Consider the following 15570-nt stretch of genomic DNA (forward strand, 5'->3'; position numbering starts at 1 on the left):
TTGTATGTGTTTTGTAATCAATTTTAATGAGCCGGGCATTTGCAATGGAGAGATTTTTAGGAGTTGATTAAAATTACATTTAGGTTTTGTTACTATGTAATTCGAAATGTAACAAAATTAGATATTTAAATCTTTAAAAAATTGTATTTATTAGAGATTGTGTTATCTTTGAGGCTTAGGGAGTATTTTGTGAATAAAAAAATGTTTATTATTTGTTCTGTTTTTTCGCTCATAATTTCTTGTGAAAATTTTACAAGTAGATTAAGTGAGCAAGATAGTAGTTTAAGGGGGCAAGTAAGCAGTGATACAATAAAATTTTCTGAATTTACTGTAAAAATTAAAAATAAAGATACTAATAGTAGTTGGACAGACTTAGGAGTTTTAGTAATAAGAAAAGAAATAGACGGTATTGAAACAGGTTTAAATGCTAAGGGACATTCAGCTACATTTTTTTCATTAAAAGAGCTAGAAGTTAATAACTTTGTAAAAGCAATGACTGAAGGTGGATCATTTAAAACTAATTTGTATTATGGATATAAGGATGAACAAAGCATTACAAATGGTATTAAAGATAAAAATATAATAACAAAAATAGAAAATATTAATGGTTCTGAGCATATTACATTTTTAGGAGATAAAACTGCCGAATATGCAATACCACTAGAAGAGCTTAAGAAAAATTTAAAATAGAATTTCAAATTATAGGAGAGGATAATTATGAAGAAAAAAATTTATATTATTTGTGCTTTTTTTATACTTATAAGTTCTTGTAAGTATAATGCAAACAATAAAGACTTAAAAAATCTAGAACAAAATGTAAAAGGAAAAGTTAAGGGATTTTTAGATATAAAAAAAGAAGAGTTGATTGGCGGTTTGAAAAAGCTTGGAGGAGAAGCTTCTTCAAAAGTTGAAGAAGAATTAATGCAGGGAGACTATTCCAATAACATCTTATTTAATCCACCTACAACATTGCCGGCAAGTCATCACGATAACGTGCCTGTATTAAAAATGGCACAAAGTGGTGATCAACGAGAAGTAAAAAAAGAAGATAAAGAAAAAGAAGAGATTGAAAAAAAGAATCGAGAATTAAAAGATAAAATAGAGAAATCGAATAAAAAAACTTCTCTTGAAACATATCTTGAGTACGAAGAAGAGATAAAGAAAATAGTGGAAGAATTAGAAGAAAAATTAAAAGATAAAAAAGAAGATAAAGAAAAACTTGAAAAGGAATTAGAAACCCTTGAAAAGACTTTAAAAGAAAAAATAGAGAAAAGAAAAAAAGAATTAGAAAATGCTCAAAAGAAATTTAAAGAGTTTGAAGAACAATTTACTGGCACAACTGGAGTTACTGATGGTGATAAAGCCCAAAACCAACGCATAGTTGGTCAACAAGCTTGGGCCGAGGCACGAAAATTGGGGTTAAGTGTAAATTATTCTGGCGATAGTGCTGATACTGGTGATATGTCTAGAGGAATAGTAGATGGTGTGCTTAAGCAAATTGAAGAAGAACTTAAAAAGGTGGAAGAAAAAAAAGAATAACAGAAGTGGTTTTATAAGTATAAAATTTAAAAAACAAGACTTTTTACTAGTCTTGTTTTTTATATATTAATATATTGAGTAAAAAGAAAAGAATAGATATAAATATAAATGTAAAACCCACTTTAAAGTTAAATAGATAAAGTACAAAAATCCCATAAATGCCAAAAAACAAACATAATGATAATGCTAATATTCTATTAGAGGTTTTATTTTGGATATTAACCTCACAATCAAAACAAATTTCAGATTCTTTTTTAATAGTTTTATTGCAAAAACGGCAATTTTTTTTATCAAAAGCTTTGGACATAATTATAAGCTCCTTTTAAAGGCATAACATACTTATTTAAAAGTATTTACTATAAGTAAATTGTATTTTTGTAAGTTTTACTTTAATAAATATTTAAAATATAGATCAGCATGATGGATATAAAGAAGTTAATGGTTTTTATCACAATTTTTTAACTTGCAGTATTATTTAGAGTAACAATTTGTTAATTTTGTTACTTTGGGGCTCTGCTTTTGAAGAAAGTTAAAAGATCTTTTGACGATTATTTTGCATATTTTAGAGAAGGATCATTAAGTGATAAAGAAATAGCGGCTAGACTGGGAGTTTCTAGAGTAAATGTGTGGAGAATGAGACAAAAATGGGAGAGTGGGGAGATTTCTGTTAATGAGGACTCTAGAGTGACAATTAGTGAGGATACTTTTGAACACCTTGTAGCACAAACTTTTAAATCTGAAGTTAAAGCTAAAAAAGTTAAAGGCGAATTGGATTTAGAGTGCGCTAATTTAGAATTAGGGTTTATACGTGCATTCAAACAATATTCTAGTATTGAACTTGCTAGTATGCTTTCAAAAATAGACGATTTAAGATTTAAAATTGACTCTTTAAATAAACAATGTAACAAGAAAAATGCAAAATGTGTTAATGAAAATATTAATTCTTTAAAAGTTGAGCTTAATGATCTTATAAAAGAGTGTTCAATAAGAGAAATGGAGCTTTACTATGAATGTATGAAAAGACTTGCTGCTGCTCATGAAGTTGATAGTAAAAGTAATTATAAAAGTAGTAAAGGATACAAGTGAACTTATATCAAACAAAACTTTTTACAACACTTCAAAAGCAATACAAAAATCAGTTTGGAGTTGATATATCACAATTTGTTAAGCCAACAAACTCTTTAATTCATTTTGATCAGTTTGAAAAAGAACATTTAACCGTAAAGCAAAATAGGGTAATAAAAAGCATTCAAAAGAACAATGAAAAGAAAATTATACTAAGCGGTGGTATAGCTAGTGGCAAAACGTATCTTGCATGTTATCTGTTTATTAAAAGTTTACTTTCCAATAAAAAGCTATACTCTAGTGATACTAATAATTTCATTATTGGAAATTCTCAGCGTTCAGTTGAAGTAAATGTTTTGGGTCAATTTGAAAAGCTATGTAAACTTCTTGATATTTCTTATATCCCCAGACATACAAACAATTCATATATACTGATTGATTCACTTCGTATTAATTTGTATGGAGGGGATAAGGCAAGTGATTTTGAAAGGTTTAGAGGTAGTAATTCGGCACTTATTTTTGTTAATGAGGCTACTACTTTACACAAACAAACTTTAGAGGAAGTATTAAAAAGACTTAGATGTGGGCAAGAAACTATTATTTTTGATACTAATCCGGACCATCCAGAACATTATTTTAAAACTGATTATATTGACAATGTAGCAACTTTTAAGACATATAATTTTACAACTTATGATAATGTACTTTTAAATAAGGGATTTATTGAAACTCAAGAGAAACTGTATAAAGAGATACCAACATACAAGGCAAGAGTTTTGCTAGGAGAATGGATAGCAAGCACCGACTCAATTTTTACACAAATTAATATTACCCAAGATTATGTGTTTACTAGCCCAATAGCATATTTGGATCCAGCATTTAGCATTGGGGGCGACAATACTGCTTTATGTGTTATGGAGCGGGTTGATGACAAATATTATGCTTTTGTATTTCAAGACCAAAGACCAGCCAATGATCCTTATATTATGAATATGGTAAAAACTGTATTAGAGAATTTCAATGTAAATACACTTTACTTAGAGGATAGAGATAATACTAAAGGTGCTGGTGCATTGACTCGTGAATATATGACTCTTAGGAACAACATGAATCACAAATTTAGAATTGTGCCGATTAAACCAAAGTCCAATAAATTTAGCAGAATAACATCGTTAATTACACCGTTTACTTACAAGAAACTTTACATCGCAAAATACAGTAGTTCTTCTGTATTTAATGATATTTGCGCTTATAAAGGGAATAACAAAACCCATGATGATGCACTTGACGCAATATCTGCGGCATATTTAATTTTGTCTTTAGGATATAAAGAGAGAAGTATCCATTTTGGCAATCAAATATTTTTGTAAATTTTATTGACAAAAATATTAGTTTTTGCTATTATACACGTAATTTAATTAAGAAAATTAAGAATAAGAAATAAAAAAGTGTGTAATTTAAGAAAAGCAAAACTAGTAGATAAAGTAAGTGCATTAGAACTATATCGATATTCGATATTTTTTAGAAATTACATTGAAAATGTAGCAGAAGACTGTCTCAAGAACGGACTTGTTCTTGAGAGTACTGGTCGCAATGTTAGTGAGGCAGAACTTTCTAGATTAAAGGTGCAACTTAAGAATGCGCTTTTAAATTGTATTATAAGCTTCCGTTTTCATGGAATTGGATATGTTTTAGTAAAAACTAAAGATACACTACTAGACCTTGAAGAACCCGTCAATATAGAGCTACCTATTGGATTTGAATACCTTGATCATGAATCTGTAAAAGATTTGGGGGTTGATTTTGATCATATAACTTATAAAGTAAAAGCCAATAATAATGGCAATTCTTTAGATGCAGTTAAAATACACAAAAGCCGACTCATAATATATGAAAATTTCGATTATATCTTAAAAAGATATGTTCCGTGTTATACGGAAAGTTTTTTGTTAGATATTTATTTATTTGAAAAGATATACGTTGAAATAGAAAAACGTATTGAGAATCACAATTTTTTATTTTATAAAGATGAATCTTTAGTACAACTACAAGATGCACTCTCAAGTGCTACAACTTCTTTAAGTGCACTTACTCAAGGCAGTAGTGATAAAGGAAGTGGTGTTTTATCTGGATTTTTAAGAAAACAGAATTCAAGCAATCATAGTAAAGATATTTCTAATTTACGCAGCCTTAATGACTCGTTAGCTAACGAACTTGCTAGGCTTAAAAGCAATCTTAACAATGAGGGGATGTTTTATACAGCAACTCCTAGCGCTAGTTTAGAGGTTATTAAGTATGATCTTAGCTATCTAAAAGAAGCCCTAGCATTAATTAAAGCAAAAATTGGTGCTGATACTAAAGAACCGCTAACTAGAAGTTTCAACGAGCAGGCTAAAGGACTCGGAAATGATGGTAAAGGTGATAGGAGCAATTATTATGATTTTCTAAAAGGCGTACAAGAACAAGTTGAGAATTCTTGTAATTTGAAACTTGCTAAATATTTTGGCCTTGATATGAGATTTAATTCACTGATTATGTTGAGCGAAGATCAAAAAGTAGAAAGAGATATAAAGCTAATTGAGCTTTACAGCAAATATAACGAGCTTATACAAAGTAGCTCCTTTAATAACGAGGAGCTAGCTATTTTAAAAGAAAAATTATTCTCATTTTGAGAAAAGGAGTTAAAAAGTGATTGAAAATGAAGAAAAAGAAGACTTGCAGGTACACGTAAAAGAAGAACAGCAAGTTAAATCTGATACTAAGATTATAAGTTTTGGTGAATATGAAGAGTATATGCGCCTTAAAGAACAAGCAAATAATGTAAAACCTAAAGAGATAAACCGTGATTTAAGTATAAATGAGCGAATAACAAAAGAACTTGCAGAAGTTGAAGAGAGAGAACGCGTTGAAAAGCAATTATTACTGGAAGCAGATCGTATAAATGAAATTGATACTCTAGCAAAAGCACATCTTAGCAATCATTTTAATAAAGAAGTGCTTTTAGCAAAAGGATACACTCTAAAAGACATTATGCAAGCACAACGCAGAGAACTTGTTCGCAAATTTGTTCCAATTGAGCAAATTAAAGCTATTTCTAAAGTAGCAGACATAACCCATATTGATGGGGAGATACTAGAACAACTTGTTTCTTTAGCTAAAGTCAACATCAAGTTAAGAAAAAATGCGAATAGCAATTCTTCTTCTGTTGATTCTATTAAAGGCAATATTGTTACTAAATCAGAAGAAAGAGTAAGTTTGCTTGATTCTAATTTTGTTCCAATTAATTTTACAGAATTTGTACAAGCTATTAGTAATACTTACAAGCAAAGACGAATGCAATTTTATGAAAACTTGAAAAGAAATAAAAGAACAAATATTGCGTAAAAGGAGTTTTTAATGAGTGATATTACTAAAATTAAACAAGAGTTTGATAAAAAAGTTGCCGAAATACGTGCATTAATGAAAAATCCACAACAAGACACCAGTTTATTAGGTAATTCTTTAGAATTTAGAGATAAAAACTTAATTTATTCCAATTCTGGTGGAGTTCTCACTAGTAGTAAAGACAAAATAGAAAATTATCCTGCTAAGGGTTATCCATACAAGCGTGGAGTAAAGCTTAGTTTTAGTGCTGATGGTACAACAGAACTTGAGGTTGAGGCTGGTGGTGGTGAAGACTTATATGGAATATGCACTGATATAGATGAATATACAGGTATGGCAACTGTAATTCCAATTACAAACAATTTTACCGGGTATTTAACTTTTAAGAAAAATGGAAACGGTGTAAACCCGGGGGATAAGCTGCATTTTAATCAGGATGGTGAGCTTGAAAAGACTACTGGAGCTGATAAAACTATTAATGCCATAGCGCTATCAAAAGTACAGAAATTAACTGAAGAGTTATTTATAGTACTTGCTAGTGTTTTTGGAAATAGAGCTATAAAAGGGTAGTAAATTATGGTAGCAAAAGGTAAAGGGCAAGGGAAAAGTCTTGATATTGATGATACTTCACAATTGAGTTTAGAACCAGAAGTTTCACCGGCTGCTCCCAGGGCTAAACGCCAAGCAAGACAAGCCGAAGATGAACAGGCAAAAGATCCTTATCTAGGTTCAGGTAAAGAACTTGATGATATCCTTTTGAAATTCAAAAAATATGCAAAATCAATGAGTTCGATTGAAAATAAAGTTTTTAGCAGTTCTAATGGTTATTTTCAGTCAAAAAATGAGCGAGTTGATGTTTATTCATTTGCATGTTCAAGTTTTACAGACAAAATAGAGAAATACTTTTACGATCCAAAAAATAGTTTTCCATACAAGCGCGGGGTCAAACTTGTTCCAAAAGAGAATTCTGTATATGTTGAGGTTGGTGCTGATACTGATCTATATGGCATATGTGTTGATGTATGTGAGTTTAGTTGCATAGCATATGTTTTGCCAATTACCAATAACTTTGAAGGATACCTTGTAACAAGAAACCCAAATATAAAAGCAGGAGAAATATTAGACATTAATGCTGATGGGGTTGTTATCAAGGCTGGAGGTGGACGTCCAACTGTAATTAATGCGTATGCATTATCTGATTCATTTACAATCAATTTTGTATCTGAAGATAAGGGTTCAAAGCAGGCTCAAGCTAGAGGGCCCAAAGAAAATTATTCCATCAATTTGATAAAAGTTACAGTTTTTGGCAATAGAGGACTTGAAAAAGAAGTGTTTGCTCATGCTGTTTCGGGCGTAGGGGGATAAAAAGGAGGTAATTGAATGGCAAATACAACACAATTAGTAAAAGATTATCAAGAAAGTCGTAATAAACTGGAAAAGTTTATGAAAAATCCACATCATTATGCTGGTTTGCTTAGTAATTCTTTAGAGTTTAGAGACAAAAACGTGCAATTTTTTGCTTCTGGAGGTACTAGAACCAGTAAGTTTGACAAACTGGAAAATCATCCATTTTTGGGGTATCCGTACAAGCGTGGGGTCAAAAGAGTTATTCAAGAAGAAAAAGAAAATGAAATTCACTATGAGCCTTATGTTGAGGCTGGTGGTGGTGAAGACTTATACGGAATATGTGTTGATATAGACGAGTTTAGCAAAACTGCAACTATTGTTCCAATTACAAATAACTTTGAGGGCTATTTAGTAGCAAAAGAAAATGGCGTTAAAGCAAAAGATAAACTCTTTTTTAATAAAGATGGAGAATTGGAAAAAATTAATGGTTCTGAACCCCCAAATAAGGCAACTATTAATGCAATAGCATTGTCTGATGCAAAGAAAATTAGCAATGATGTTTTTTTAGTTAAAGTGTCAGTATTTGGAAATAAGGCTGTACAAAAATAATTAGTTTTAGGAGGTAAAAATGGAATTATTTGATGAAAATTATTATGCAAAAGCAGTAGCAAATATTATAGGAGAAGTAAAAGATCCTATAATGTATAAATGGTTCTTCCCCGAACAAATTGAAGATGTTGATCTACAAATGGGTTATCAAAGGACTGTAAAATGGGATGCGTTTCTAAATGCTAACCCTACAACTATTGCCAATGAAGTTAATACTATCTCAACTATTGGATTTAGTTCTGAAGTAGTGAGGCTTAACTACTTAAAATTACAATACAAGTTTAGACATTTAAAACAATCTTCTGAAAAATTTTATACTTCAGATTCGTATATTGGAGATATTAATAATAATTTATTGCCATTTGCACAAGCTTATAAACTTGCAAGTAATGAAATTATAAAACTTATTAATCATTTTGTGCTAACTGGTACCGTTTCAATTCAAAAAGATGGTAAAAATCAAAAACGTTTACTACCTAATATGTATGGACTTCTTAACATGCCAGATCAAGTAAAAGAAGAAGTTCAAAATGGTAATAAGGATAAGATGGATAAAATATTTGAAAAGGTTGAAGCAGGACTTTCAAAACTAGAGCTGGGCGATGAATTTTCTACACCTATGATGGTAATAGTTGACCCTGCAACTTCCTTGAAATTGGTAAAACCATACTCTTCAGATCAATTTCCTCCGATTAGTTGTGAGAAATGGGAAGATGTTTTGATCCAGACTATTAAAGCCATTAATAATAGAGAAGATGTTTACATTGAAACTTCAAACTTGCTAAAACATCAAATACTCGTTTACCCATTAAATTTGGAACTTATAAAGTTTAAGCCTAGTAAGTACATGTTGCCTACTCCGAATGAACAAGTTGATAGAGATTCAACCGATATTGCTCATTCATATATTGATTTTGTTTTAGGAGGGCTGCTTGCTACTAAAAATACCATTTTGCAGGTTGAAATAAAACAAAATTAGTTAACAAATATTTAAGGATTAGTTAAAAATGCGTGAACAAAAAGACTTGCAGGCTCAAATTAAAAGTGAAGAAGAGCTTTTAGTAACCAAACTTCATTCTGAAGTATTGTTACTATTGGGAATAGACAAATTTGCACTAAGTAGGCAAAATTTTCTACTTCATTTATCACTGCTACAAGCAATTCTAGTGACACGTGGTATTGATTCTAGTTCACTTACATATGAACAAATATTTTTGCTTACGTTTTATCACATGGGTTGTCAATTAAGAAAGCAGGGGATTGTTCGTGAATTTGAATTTGACAGGATTAAAAAAGAGAAGTTCAATGAGCTTGAAATTGATTACTATCCCAATAATAGAGGAAGTGAAGATATTGGTGGAGAGAGTTGTGCAGCAAGTAAAAACTTTTGCTTGCAACTTGATGCATTTTTAGAAAAGCTCAAACGAGATACTTCAACTCCATCTTGTATGGGAGTTGTCTAATGAGTGGTATTAGAAAAAGACTAGCGGATATGTCTTTCCGTATGATTAATGTTTTTAAGGATCCTGAGCCTTTAAGGTTCTATAAAGCAAACATTATAAAACTTGAAGGAGATGAGTCTTATCAACGAATATTTAACAAAAATGAGTACACTGAATTTATTGGGGTTATTATTGACATAAAGCCACAAGAACTTGCGGCTTTGCATGATTCTAATTTATCCGATATTCAAGGTTATTCTAAACTTTACACATATGCAAATCTCAACTATGAACTAAAAGACAGAATATCAATTTCAGATTTAGTTTATTATGAAATATTTAGCATTGACTCTTCAATTGGGTACTTCACTCTTGTCTTAAAGGAATTTATATGGACGAATTAAAGATAAGTATTCAATTAGAAATTGGCTGGTTTGGGGGTCGTTCTAATATTGCTAGAATGCATGAAAAAGGGGGCACTAAATTACCGATAAGAAAACATTTAACCAAAATTGCTGGTAGCGCTGAATTTAGAGAATATATCAATAACAGTTATATAAATTCTAAGTTTAATATTGATCCTAAATCTGGAATGCATGCTATCGGAGAAGCTTTTATTAGATACTATGAGAATTATGTACTATCGGGGCAAGTAGTACCGCGCTTAAAAGCTAGCACAATCAAAAGTAAATTAAAAAAAGGTAGCGGTACCGCATCAATCCCACTTGTTGATACATCTAAAATGTTATCAGAGCTTGCTTATAAGGTGCTTGAATGATTGTGACTTTAGATATAATTGTGAATTATTTACTTAAAATATTTCAAGGATTTAAGTCATATGCTGCTTTAAATGATTTTGAATGCGATATTATAAATACTTACAACCATCCATATCTTTCAAATATTACAACTACTAGTCCTAATATAATAGCATTCAAATTTGATGGTACACAAAATCTATTTGATCATAATTCTAAAACTGGCGCATTTTATGAAAATGCTTTGGAATTTAGTATGAATTTTCAAATATATATTATTGCAATAGTGTTGAATGATAGGGATTTTGATGCAAATTCACGTATGTTGGTACTATATGGACTGCTTAGCGAGTTTATGCATAAAAAAACACACAATTATACATTGTCTAATCCACATCAATCTCAATATGTTACTAAAATAAGCTTTTACATTTACCCAGTATCAAATATGCAAACAGCTGGCCTGATTAATTTAGGTACAAAGTATAGCAGCCATGCATACAGCGCATCTGGAGCATTCAATGCTAGTGTAAAAGCAATAGAAATTTTAAAGGGGGGATACCAAATTGCCACAAGATACAATTAGTGTAAGTTTAGTTACTTCTAGGATTCAAACTAACAAGCCTAATTATTACAATCCACTTTTAGTCTACAAAACAGCTAAAATCAAAGTTAATAAAGATGATGCTGATTATAAAATATTGAGCTTGACTGTTAATAACTATGAACAACAAATTGAAACTTTAGAAAAAGACAATGGAAATGGAGAACCGCAGTTTGGAAAAGAAAAGACACTGCTAAAAACCGCAATGTCTGATTTTTTCAATTCAAGTGAAGAGTCCTTAAAATCAACTGTGCTTTTTATCTATAAGGATAAGCCTGAAAAATTAAAAAATTACCTTAAGGAACATAGGCACTCTTTTGTTGTGCTTATTAATACCCAAAGTGACAATGGGGATTCGGATGATGGATTAACTGTTTATAAGGACGACTATGATAAGTTCAAAATGATCTCAACTTTTTTTGTATTTTCAACCAAAAAACAAGAAATAAAAGGAATTTTCAATAATGGTAAAAGTAATGCCGATAAAACAAGAAATATTGTTGTTTATTCTAACAATAAAGACAATTTGCATCTTAAATTTATAAGTGCATATTTGCATCAAGCAAGTATTTCCCATTCAGTTAATCCTTATGGTATGCCATTGGCCGCTGTACCACTTGTTGATGACGCTGTAATTGAAAAGTTAAGGACTGCAAAAATCAACTTTTACTCACTTCTTAATGAAACTGGTCTTGATGGTATGCCTGCTTTTAAAGAGGGAGTTGATCTAGCTGGAAATTCAATAGACGAGCTTTTTACGTATCATTATATAAAAAACGAGGCCATTATTGAGCTTATTCGAATTTGGAACAAAAACAATAGGCAAAACAGCAAATTATCTGAGCTGCAACTTAGTGGGGCTAGGGACAATGCATATACTTCTGCGATTGAATGTATGCTAAAAAGGTTCGTTGATAGGGGATTAATTATTGAATATAAAGATTTAAAACTGATTTTATCTCCATCTTCAAATCTTAAATTAGAACTTAGTGTGAATATTACTTATAACTTTAGTATTAATTCTGTTGCTTTAGTAATTACTTCTCAAGATATAGTTGATTATCAAAATAGTTTAAGGGTATAAGGAGTGAAAAATTATGCAATTTTATGATTTACGCGAAGTTTACTTTTCAATCGGTGGTAGACAACTGCATAGTGGTAAGTTAGAACTTACAAGTGAGCCTACAACAAGAGCAGTGGTTAGTAATGAAGACAAGGGAATGCCTGTAATAAGCTTGAGGGATCCTAAAACCATAACTTATATTTTCAATATTGAAGTTACTCTAGGTAGTTATGACTATATTTTGTTAACTGAAATTTCAGATGATCAGTTTTATAATATGGATGTTAGCAAATATGATAAAATGCTTGATTTAGTATTCAATGACAGAATTGCTACCAAAATTATTACTAACTATGCAATTTTTACTGAAGAACCATCTAGAAGTTATTCAGCAGAAGCCGAAAAAGTTACTTTTGAAATTAGAGCTATTAATTGCCAAAAAACCAACCCAAATAAAAACTAAAAGGAGAATTTTACTATGATAATGCGATACAAAATGAAAATTTTGACTAAAAACAAAACCTATGAATACCCACTTAAAGTATTGCCGGTCTATGAATGGGACAAGGTACTGGGATTTAATCAAGGTGATGCTGTTTATAAGCTTAATGAAGTGAAATATCTAAGAGAAATTACAAGCTTAATGATAAGTCCAAAATTTTTAGACGAATTCTATGCGATTCTAGATGCAAATAGAGAATTTATTTCTTACTACAAGGATTATCTTGTTGCTATTATTTACACCGCGCAATTTAATACTTTTCATATGGACAATGATCTAAAAACCCCCGCTTTAGTATATCTGAGTGAATATGAAAATAATGTTGGTGATTTTGTTACTTTTGACTATATCAATGATAATTTTGATTATACAAAAGTAACTGCTTCACTTACATCAAATTCTAATGAGCTAGATACTAAATGAGCAAAAGAAATAGAGAGCTTAATCAAGCTCTTGCAAGTCTTAATGAGATCAGAAAAAAGTATTTTAACTTGCTTGATGAGATAAAAAACAATAAGTACTACTTTCCAGTAATAATGAATATTTGCTCGTACGAAAATGTTAAGAAATTGCCTTATGATGAGCTTATTGAAGTCAACCAAATCGCCGATTTTAAATTAGAAAAAGAATTGTATGAATTAATTCTAAGTAAATGAGGGCTTAATGAGCGACAAATTCACCATTAAATTTAAAGGTATTCTTGATCATGCAGCAACAAAAAAGTCTATCGAACAAGATATTACCAAAATGGAGAAATATCTTAAGCCTAGAAAATCTAGTTTGGGTAGTACTAAAGATATTGTAAAAAATAATTTGGCAGATAAGAAAAAAGAATTAAGCAGACAATCCAAATTTGAAAGTTTAAGAGAGCGCGTTGAGAAATATAGACTTACACAAACTAAAAAGCTTATAAAACAAGGCATGGGATTTGAAAAAGCCAGAAAAGAGGCATTCAAAAGATCTTTAATGTCTGATAGGGATAAAAGACGCCTGGAGTATAAAGAACTTATAAAAGAATCAAAGGCAAAAAATAAAATGATGGCGGCTTCTCAAGGAAAAGGACTTGTTGCCAAAATTGCAATAGGTAGTGCCCTAGGAAATGTTATTAGCAATGCTATGGGTAAAGCAGCAGGAGGATTTTTGGGATTTGCTAAAAAATCGGTTGAAGAAGCATCCAAAACGAATAGAACTAAACTTCTCAATAGCGCGTTTTTTACAAAAGAAGAACGTGATACGATTATGGGAGCTAAAGGTAAAAGGGGGATTCTTAGTGGAATAAAGGGATTTGAGCGTGACTTAGAAAAAGAAGAGTTTTTGCATCAGGCGAGCGTCTTTAAAGGTACTTTAAGAGATTTAGATAGGTTAAGTACAGATAATTTGAAAAAAGCAATAGAATTTTCAGCTATGATAAAATCTAGCGGTGCTATGAGCAGTGAGGATGCTGTAAAAGCTGTTAATAGTCTCCTTAGTGGAGAAGGGGATGAGCTTTTCGATTTACTGAAAAGGTCGGGGATTGGCGACAAATATATAGAAAATGCTAAAATAGCTTGGCAAAGCGGAGCTAAAGTAGATCTAGAATCTAGAATTACTAAAATGGTTGAAATGATGAGCGATTACAAAACTTTAGGTATTGCAAAAAAAGCCGACACCAAAGAAGAGATCGATAGCAATTTGGCCTCAGCTGAGCAAACTCTTTCAAACTTAACCAACACCGTTCTGGATCCATTACTTAAATTCATCAAAATGGTCACTGATTATCTTAATGGATTTACTTTTCAAACACATGTTATTGAGCCTTTTTTTAAAGGGTTGAAAAGCCTTTTTGCCAATTTGCCGTTAATTGGTAGGACTTTTAGAGATAATCTCGAACCTACCCCTAGTCCACCTAAATCAAGACCAAAAAGCAAAGAAAATGAAGATAATAATAACGATACTCCATAATTTTGATAAAAAGGTAATTACTTATGGCTATTAACAGTGAAAAAATGTCGTCTAATGATATTTTTCAAATAGTAAAAGATGTAACAACCCAAATATTTGCTCTTTTTGGAGCAGATAATTTTTTAGTGCTATTTCCTAGACCAGATCTTAGGGGATTTGGCTATGTTCCCCAATTATTCTTTGTGAGACCAAAAAACCAGCTAATATCGCGAACCTATAATACTGGCTGTTCTAAAAGACCGGTTATCAACTATTATGATAGAAAAGCAGAATATGTAAGTTACAATCCCGTAATGACGGGTGAAAATATCTCATTAAGCGGTGGGGTGTTGACCTCTTTATATAAAGAGATGCTCTTGCCACTCAAAATGACTGTTTTTGGCAATTCTTTGCTCCGCTTTGATGCTCACCTTGTAAAAGAACAACTAGCCAATAGACTGCAAGCTCAAGTTCCGTTTACTATCTACAGCCCAACTTTTGGCCTTAAAGAATTAGCTATAATTACAAGTCTTTCATTTACAGACACTCCATTCATTGATGAAGTTGAAGTAAATCTTTCAATAGAAATAGTAAAAACATTCACATTAGAAAAATATAAAGGATAATCTATGTTACTAAGTTACGACTTTAAGATTGAATTTTACAATATAAATAAATCAAAAAAATCAATTGATGGAATTCCTTTTCCTGAAGAAATTCCTAAAATTATAATAAATACACAAGATGGAATTCATGTTGATATTTCCATATCCAACGTGTATTCAAATATTCATACTATAAGTTCCAAACAAGCAAAAATTGTACTTTGGAACTTGCCTCTAGACTTCACCCACGACATTAAATTTGGAGATATAGTAAAAATATACTATAAAAAATTTGCCTATGAAAAAAGATTTGATTTTATAATGGCTGGAACTTTAGGACCCCCTATGAGTACTGATTATCCCGGTGGAGATTTTAGTGTCGAGCTTGACGTTCGTTTACTAACTAAAAGCAACTTTTTCAATAGAAAGTTGAAGCGTAAAGAATTTAAGGGTATAACAGTTGAAGAGGCAATAAAATCTGTATTTCCCAATCGCAATATTATTAATATGGATGAAAAAGATAGACTTCAAATTATTGACAAAAATATTTATGCATCAACACCAAAAGAGTTCATCGACAAAATAAAAGGAGTATATGTTCATAACATAATAGCTGATATTGGTACTGGTGTAAAGGGATATGACTGCAATATTATATTTACCAAATATAAAAAAGAGGGGAAAAATGTACACTACGAGGCATTAGAAGATTATGGACTTGAGTTTATCCCG

The 15570-nt window shown here is 31.0% G+C and carries 21 protein-coding genes; all 21 read left to right on the plus strand.

The window, feature by feature from the left end; genetic code table 11:
• Nucleotides 1-189 precede the first annotated feature (189 nt).
• Nucleotides 190-690: an Erp family outer-surface lipoprotein gene (locus DB318_RS05625; RefSeq protein WP_151074444.1), complete on the plus strand. Its 501-nt coding sequence runs from the start codon at nucleotides 190-192 to the stop codon at nucleotides 688-690.
• 27 nt (nucleotides 691-717) lie between these two features.
• Complete coding sequence (locus DB318_RS05630; RefSeq protein ID WP_151074445.1) at nucleotides 718-1539, plus strand: hypothetical protein; 822 nt, start codon at nucleotides 718-720, stop codon at nucleotides 1537-1539.
• A 519-nt stretch (nucleotides 1540-2058) separates the two neighbouring features.
• A complete protein-coding gene (locus tag DB318_RS05635; protein WP_151074446.1) occupies nucleotides 2059-2625 on the plus strand; it encodes a DUF603 domain-containing protein in 567 nt (188 codons plus the stop codon).
• A complete protein-coding gene (locus DB318_RS05640; protein ID WP_151074447.1) occupies nucleotides 2622-3974 on the plus strand; it encodes a PBSX family phage terminase large subunit in 1353 nt (450 codons plus the stop codon). The genes DB318_RS05635 and DB318_RS05640 overlap by 4 nt, the downstream gene beginning before the upstream one ends.
• Before the next feature lie 78 nt (nucleotides 3975-4052).
• Nucleotides 4053-5276, plus strand: a complete 1224-nt coding sequence (locus DB318_RS05645) for a phage portal protein (RefSeq protein ID WP_151074448.1) — start codon at nucleotides 4053-4055, stop codon at nucleotides 5274-5276.
• A 16-nt stretch (nucleotides 5277-5292) separates the two neighbouring features.
• Complete coding sequence (locus DB318_RS05650; RefSeq protein ID WP_151074449.1) at nucleotides 5293-5988, plus strand: DUF1357 family protein; 696 nt, start codon at nucleotides 5293-5295, stop codon at nucleotides 5986-5988.
• A gap of 12 nt (nucleotides 5989-6000) precedes the next feature.
• Nucleotides 6001-6558, plus strand: a complete 558-nt coding sequence (locus DB318_RS05655; protein ID WP_151074450.1) for a DUF228 domain-containing protein — start codon at nucleotides 6001-6003, stop codon at nucleotides 6556-6558.
• Nucleotides 6559-6564: 6 nt separating this feature from the next.
• The gene (locus tag DB318_RS05660) at nucleotides 6565-7353 is read left to right on the plus strand and encodes a DUF228 domain-containing protein (protein WP_151074451.1); all 789 of its coding nucleotides are present in this window, start codon (nucleotides 6565-6567) and stop codon (nucleotides 7351-7353) included.
• Between the two features lie 15 nt (nucleotides 7354-7368).
• Nucleotides 7369-7944: a DUF228 domain-containing protein gene (locus DB318_RS05665; RefSeq protein ID WP_031507809.1), complete on the plus strand. Its 576-nt coding sequence runs from the start codon at nucleotides 7369-7371 to the stop codon at nucleotides 7942-7944.
• Nucleotides 7945-7963: 19 nt separating this feature from the next.
• Nucleotides 7964-8923: a hypothetical protein gene (locus DB318_RS05670; RefSeq protein ID WP_151074452.1), complete on the plus strand. Its 960-nt coding sequence runs from the start codon at nucleotides 7964-7966 to the stop codon at nucleotides 8921-8923.
• Nucleotides 8924-8951: 28 nt separating this feature from the next.
• On the plus strand, nucleotides 8952-9407 hold the full coding sequence (locus DB318_RS05675) for a DUF3890 domain-containing protein (protein WP_151074453.1): 456 nt from the start codon (nucleotides 8952-8954) through the stop codon (nucleotides 9405-9407).
• The gene (locus DB318_RS05680) at nucleotides 9407-9790 is read left to right on the plus strand and encodes a DUF1506 family protein (RefSeq protein ID WP_151074454.1); all 384 of its coding nucleotides are present in this window, start codon (nucleotides 9407-9409) and stop codon (nucleotides 9788-9790) included. The genes DB318_RS05675 and DB318_RS05680 overlap by 1 nt, the downstream gene beginning before the upstream one ends.
• Nucleotides 9778-10164: a hypothetical protein gene (locus DB318_RS05685; protein ID WP_151074455.1), complete on the plus strand. Its 387-nt coding sequence runs from the start codon at nucleotides 9778-9780 to the stop codon at nucleotides 10162-10164. Before DB318_RS05680 ends, DB318_RS05685 begins: the two co-directional genes overlap by 13 nt.
• Nucleotides 10161-10730 carry a DUF764 family protein gene (locus tag DB318_RS05690; protein WP_151074456.1) on the plus strand — a complete coding sequence of 190 codons (570 nt, stop codon included), beginning with the start codon at nucleotides 10161-10163 and terminating at the stop codon, nucleotides 10728-10730. The genes DB318_RS05685 and DB318_RS05690 overlap by 4 nt, the downstream gene beginning before the upstream one ends.
• Nucleotides 10711-11832: a DUF787 family protein gene (locus DB318_RS05695; protein WP_151074457.1), complete on the plus strand. Its 1122-nt coding sequence runs from the start codon at nucleotides 10711-10713 to the stop codon at nucleotides 11830-11832. The genes DB318_RS05690 and DB318_RS05695 overlap by 20 nt, the downstream gene beginning before the upstream one ends.
• Nucleotides 11833-11845: 13 nt before the next feature.
• Complete coding sequence (locus DB318_RS05700) at nucleotides 11846-12274, plus strand: DUF1463 family protein (protein ID WP_012621352.1); 429 nt, start codon at nucleotides 11846-11848, stop codon at nucleotides 12272-12274.
• A gap of 15 nt (nucleotides 12275-12289) precedes the next feature.
• Nucleotides 12290-12736: a DUF1473 family protein gene (locus DB318_RS05705; protein ID WP_029347228.1), complete on the plus strand. Its 447-nt coding sequence runs from the start codon at nucleotides 12290-12292 to the stop codon at nucleotides 12734-12736.
• Nucleotides 12733-12969 (plus strand): DUF1322 family protein, encoded by a 237-nt coding sequence (locus DB318_RS05710; RefSeq protein ID WP_029346932.1) that lies wholly within the window; start codon nucleotides 12733-12735, stop codon nucleotides 12967-12969. The genes DB318_RS05705 and DB318_RS05710 overlap by 4 nt, the downstream gene beginning before the upstream one ends.
• 7 nt (nucleotides 12970-12976) lie before the next feature.
• On the plus strand, nucleotides 12977-14254 hold the full coding sequence (locus DB318_RS05715) for a DUF759 family protein (protein ID WP_151074458.1): 1278 nt from the start codon (nucleotides 12977-12979) through the stop codon (nucleotides 14252-14254).
• 23 nt (nucleotides 14255-14277) lie between these two features.
• Nucleotides 14278-14859 (plus strand): DUF792 family protein, encoded by a 582-nt coding sequence (locus tag DB318_RS05720; protein WP_029346931.1) that lies wholly within the window; start codon nucleotides 14278-14280, stop codon nucleotides 14857-14859.
• Nucleotides 14860-14862: 3 nt separating this feature from the next.
• Nucleotides 14863-15570 (plus strand): DUF693 family protein (locus DB318_RS05725; RefSeq protein WP_151074459.1); only part of this gene is annotated, 708 nt, incomplete at its 3' end.

Source organism: [Borrelia] turdi (genome assembly GCF_008828755.2).
In the GTDB taxonomy this organism is placed as follows: Bacteria; Spirochaetota; Spirochaetia; order Borreliales; family Borreliaceae; genus Borreliella; species Borreliella turdi.

Coding starts and splice junctions, on each gene's coding strand:
- DB318_RS05685 (WP_151074455.1), top strand. CDS start 9,778: ATGGACGAATTAAAGATAAGTATTCAATTAGAAATTGGCTGGTTTGGG.
- DB318_RS05675 (WP_151074453.1), top strand. CDS start 8,952: ATGCGTGAACAAAAAGACTTGCAGGCTCAAATTAAAAGTGAAGAAGAG.
- DB318_RS05630 (WP_151074445.1), top strand. CDS start 718: ATGAAGAAAAAAATTTATATTATTTGTGCTTTTTTTATACTTATAAGT.
- DB318_RS05660 (WP_151074451.1), top strand. CDS start 6,565: ATGGTAGCAAAAGGTAAAGGGCAAGGGAAAAGTCTTGATATTGATGAT.
- DB318_RS05715 (WP_151074458.1), top strand. CDS start 12,977: ATGAGCGACAAATTCACCATTAAATTTAAAGGTATTCTTGATCATGCA.
- DB318_RS05680 (WP_151074454.1), top strand. CDS start 9,407: ATGAGTGGTATTAGAAAAAGACTAGCGGATATGTCTTTCCGTATGATT.
- DB318_RS05665 (WP_031507809.1), top strand. CDS start 7,369: ATGGCAAATACAACACAATTAGTAAAAGATTATCAAGAAAGTCGTAAT.
- DB318_RS05705 (WP_029347228.1), top strand. CDS start 12,290: ATGATAATGCGATACAAAATGAAAATTTTGACTAAAAACAAAACCTAT.
- DB318_RS05655 (WP_151074450.1), top strand. CDS start 6,001: ATGAGTGATATTACTAAAATTAAACAAGAGTTTGATAAAAAAGTTGCC.
- DB318_RS05670 (WP_151074452.1), top strand. CDS start 7,964: ATGGAATTATTTGATGAAAATTATTATGCAAAAGCAGTAGCAAATATT.
- DB318_RS05720 (WP_029346931.1), top strand. CDS start 14,278: ATGGCTATTAACAGTGAAAAAATGTCGTCTAATGATATTTTTCAAATA.
- DB318_RS05700 (WP_012621352.1), top strand. CDS start 11,846: ATGCAATTTTATGATTTACGCGAAGTTTACTTTTCAATCGGTGGTAGA.
- DB318_RS05710 (WP_029346932.1), top strand. CDS start 12,733: ATGAGCAAAAGAAATAGAGAGCTTAATCAAGCTCTTGCAAGTCTTAAT.
- DB318_RS05690 (WP_151074456.1), top strand. CDS start 10,161: ATGATTGTGACTTTAGATATAATTGTGAATTATTTACTTAAAATATTT.